The sequence below is a fragment of the Metabacillus fastidiosus NBRC 101226 genome, assembly GCF_001591625.1.
Taxonomy (GTDB): Bacteria; Bacillota; Bacilli; order Bacillales; family Bacillaceae; genus Metabacillus; species Metabacillus fastidiosus.
Genome location: NZ_BCVG01000183.1, coordinates 1 through 3,911, shown reverse-complemented (window position 1 = coordinate 3,911; position 3,911 = coordinate 1). Strand labels below are relative to the sequence as shown.

Annotated in this window: 3 protein-coding genes; all 3 read right to left on the bottom strand. The window is 32.4% G+C overall.

Annotated elements, in window-relative coordinates:
• Window positions 1–116: 116 nt before the first annotated feature.
• The 3 genes from BFA01S_RS21035 to cls all read right to left on the bottom strand — a co-directional run bounded on the left by BFA01S_RS21035 (window position 117) and on the right by cls (window position 3,798).
• A complete protein-coding gene (locus BFA01S_RS21035) occupies window positions 117–953 on the bottom strand; it encodes an STAS domain-containing protein (protein ID WP_328014384.1) in 837 nt (278 codons plus the stop codon).
• Between the two features lie 492 nt (window positions 954–1,445).
• Entirely contained in the window at window positions 1,446–2,066 is a 621-nt protein-coding gene (locus tag BFA01S_RS21030) for a class I SAM-dependent methyltransferase (protein ID WP_066235525.1), read from the bottom strand.
• Window positions 2,067–2,343: 277 nt separating this feature from the next.
• Window positions 2,344–3,798: a cardiolipin synthase gene (gene cls / locus BFA01S_RS21025; RefSeq protein ID WP_066235523.1), complete on the bottom strand. Its 1,455-nt coding sequence runs from the start codon at window positions 3,796–3,798 to the stop codon at window positions 2,344–2,346.
• Between the last annotated feature and the right edge of the window lie 113 nt (window positions 3,799–3,911).

Sequence of the window (3,911 nt, the reverse complement as noted above, 5' to 3'; positions counted from 1 at the left end):
CTTACTGCCCGTTGAGGCTGGGATAAAATATCCTCTTCTACATTTATTAGGAAGAAGTATATTAGTCTGGCCGACAATAGCTAAAAGGCTGCCATAACGGCAGCCTGAATTCATATTCACATAAATTTATTGATAGCTTGTTTAAGAGTGGAAACGATGGAAATATTGCTGAAATCAATCCCGATTTGGACAGACGTCTGGGCTATTTCAGGTCTGATTCCTGAAAGAGTGCTTTTAATACCAAGCAGATCTAGGGTTGCAATTAATTCAAAGATTTGATGGGCAACCATTGTATCTACTATGACTACTCCCGAAAGGTCAATTAAGAGATGATCGATTTTCTGATCCGAACATTGTTTTAATGTGCTCTCAAGGATATGCTTAGCTCTTATCGTATCAATATCACCGACAAGAGGAAGTAAAGCTAAATTATCACTTAAACTGATGACCGGAGAGCTCAGTTCATTAATCATTTCCCGCTGTGATTCAAGTCTTGACTCAGAGTATTTATGGCTTTCTTCTGTAAAGGCAGCTATTATTAAATGGAAATTTTTTATAATAGCCCTATTCCATTCATTGATTATTTCATAAGAATATTTATTTTCCGACGAACCAACAAATTCTTCAATTAAATCTAAATACTGATTTTGCACCCTGAAAAATTCCCTCAAAATAAATGGGACTGGCGTTCTTAAATGTTCCTCATCTTTTACAATAATCTCTATCCATTTTTCAAAATCTTTATAAAATTGTGATTCAGATATAGTTTCATCAAATACTTTGCAGAAGTTTACATGAAATTCATAATTTTGTTGTTTAAGAGTTTCAATAACTTTAGGGTCTTCCGAAGAATAAACTCCTGCCGGATCATTTTTATCCAGAGATTCATACCATTGTTCTGTTAATTGCCATGTTTTATTTAATAAAAATTGATAAAGTTCTTTATTTGCCATCATTTTCCCGCCTATAAATATAATTTACATTACTAAAAAATTTAAAAGATATAATTTTATCCCTCTCTATTAAATAGCCATTTTCGCTTTACATTCAAGCCTTCATTTTATTATTCTGTCAAGATCTCAATAAAGCCAACAAATTGTGAATACCGCCTTAAAAGAAAGACAAAGTGTCCACTGTCTCTTGTCTTGAGTATATACAAAATCCCCACGTTCATCCAGAATTACGAAGGGACTTTACTGAAAAGATTTTATTTTGTCTATAAGCAAAATCGTTACTTTTTAACAGTATAAGACTTATCCCAATAAAAAGTGGACGGGGTCTTTTAAGATAGACTTTTTTTCATTCAACAACACATGCCAGCTTTGAAATAAAGTTTGATCACAGTAGATCTTTTCTTATATTTAGGCACTAAATAGTTATAAAAAGCTTCTTCAATTTCAATAAGCCTTCTTCCACAAACGCACCCATTAATTAAAGAACAATAATCAATGAATTTTAGCAATTAATATTTTTCTATACATGCCATTCATCATAATAGGTATATCTTCTTCTACTTTTATACTATTATTATTTTTAGGAAGTAATTCTTCAAAATTCCGCCCAATATCAGTTCCTAATACGCTAATAATTGGTCTTAAAAGCACCTTTATTAATGAAAGTTTCTTATTTTCAGGAGCAAATTTATCAAATATAATTATTTTCCCTTCATATTTTAAAACTCTTATAATTTCTTGAAAACATTTATTAGCATCCGGTACAACAGAAAGAATTAGACTTGCTACTACATAGTCGAAGGATTCATTTTCAAAATCCATATTTTGAGCATCCATTTCTAAAAATTTAATTGCAGAATTTTTGAACTTTATTTTTGCCTTTCCAAGCATATCTGGTGAATAATCAATTGCTGTTATGTCTAAGCCAGAGTGATTAATTAATTCTAAATCAGCACCTGTTCCTACACCAACGAACAAGATTTTTTGTTTATTATTGAACGTTATTGCTTGGAATATTTGTTTTCTGGCGTTTAAAAAGCCACCCGAATTGAAAAACTTATCATAAATTGGAGAACCTATTTTATATATGAATTTATTCCAAGAATTATTCAAACCTCTGCACCCCTATTTTAATCTCAATTTCATATACCAATCTACATTCCGAATTTATTTTACCACAATAATCCAGCACTCTTCCCTTTTGGTTAAAAAAGAAAAATATCCTGAGAGAAAATTATCTACGGGAGAACAGTACGACGTTATTTCAAATTTATAACACTTTTGCTTTGAAATAAAATTTGATTAAATCAGCGATTTTAACCTTGATATAAGAGTAAATATAAAGAGTATGTTTTGAAAAAAAGATGGATCAAAACATACTCTTAAATACTTATAATATAGGCGAAAGCAGACGGGAAACAGCTTCTTTTAATTTTATAATAATGGACCGTTCTCTATACCTTTCAGGAGTAAGCTCTTTACTTACCTCGCTATCCTTCTGAAACATATCATGAAGTTGTTTAGCAACTTTTTCATCATATATAATTGCATTTACTTCGAAATTCAATCTAAAGCTTCGGGAATCGATATTCATTGTCCCTACTGATGCCACTTCCTGATCCACAACAATTGTTTTAGCATGCAGAAAACCATTTTCATATAACAGTATCTTTGCTCCATATTCCAATAATTCTCCCACGGATGCCCATGTCGCCCAATAAACAAAAGGATGATCAGGTTTGCATGGAATCATAATCCGTAAGTCTACACCCGATAAGAGAGCAATTTTACATGCATCCATAAAGCTCGTATCAGGAATAAAATACGGAGTTTGAATACAAACACTTTGTTTAGCGGAAAGAATAAGTTTAATATACATATTTTTTAGATGTTCGGTATGAGAATTAGGTCCGCTTGAAATAACTTGAACAGGACTAGTACCATAATTCTTTTCAATATGAAATGAAAACTCCTCGTGGGTCTCTTTCTGGTGCTTTCCAGCCTGATTCCAGTCCAAAATAAATCTTCCTTGGATATGATTGACCGCATCTCCCTTTATTCTAAGGTGTGTATCACGCCAATAACCGAATTTTTTATTAATACCTAGATATTCATCCCCGACATTAAAACCGCCAATGTACGCAATTTCCCCGTCAATAATGCAAAGTTTCCGATGATTTCTATTGTTAATGCGAAAATTCACTGGTCTAAGCAAGGAGGGAAAGAAAACCTCCACTTCTCCGCCTGCTGAGCGTAGTTCTTTAAAGAATTTGGTTGAAAGCTTCTTTGAACCGATTTCGTCATATAGAAGTCTTACTTTTATTCCTTCTTTTGCTTTTTTAGTTAACTCATCTCTAAGCTTTTTCCCGAGGGAATCCGGCTGAATAATGTAATATTGAATATTAATCTCCTTTTTCGCAGCTTTTATATCTTCAAATAAAGCATCAAATTTCTGGTGCCCGTCACTAAAGATTAATATTTCATTGTCATGTGATATTAAAGCATCGGACGATTTAAGATTCATTCTAATCAATTCAGCATACTTCTTTAACAAAGGAGAATCCTTTTTATCCTCATTTTCAAACCTGAATAACTGTTTATCTACAGCTGATTGAAGAAAGGCTCTTTCCTCGGCTGAAAGCTTATAAAAATTACTCTTTGTCAATTTCCGCCCAAGAAAGATATAAATGATAAAACCTAAAATTGGGATGAAAAAGAAAACCATTAGCCAAGCCCATGTATAACCAACATCTCTTCTTTCAAAAAATAAAACCCCTGCTGAAAGGATGATATTAATAACTGTGATAATTGATACTATAAGCGTGATTACATTCCCTATTTCCATCCCATATTCCCTTCTTTGCTTTTATTATTAATAATTGCATTGTGACTTCGAAAATTCAAGTGGCCTGCTTCTTTAATCCAATAAAGTGAAACTTCCATCAGTGGGGGTTTTTC

Coding starts and splice junctions, on each gene's coding strand:
- BFA01S_RS21035 (WP_328014384.1), bottom strand. CDS start 953: ATGGCAAATAAAGAACTTTATCAATTTTTATTAAATAAAACATGGCAA.
- cls (WP_066235523.1), bottom strand. CDS start 3,798: ATGGAAATAGGGAATGTAATCACGCTTATAGTATCAATTATCACAGTT.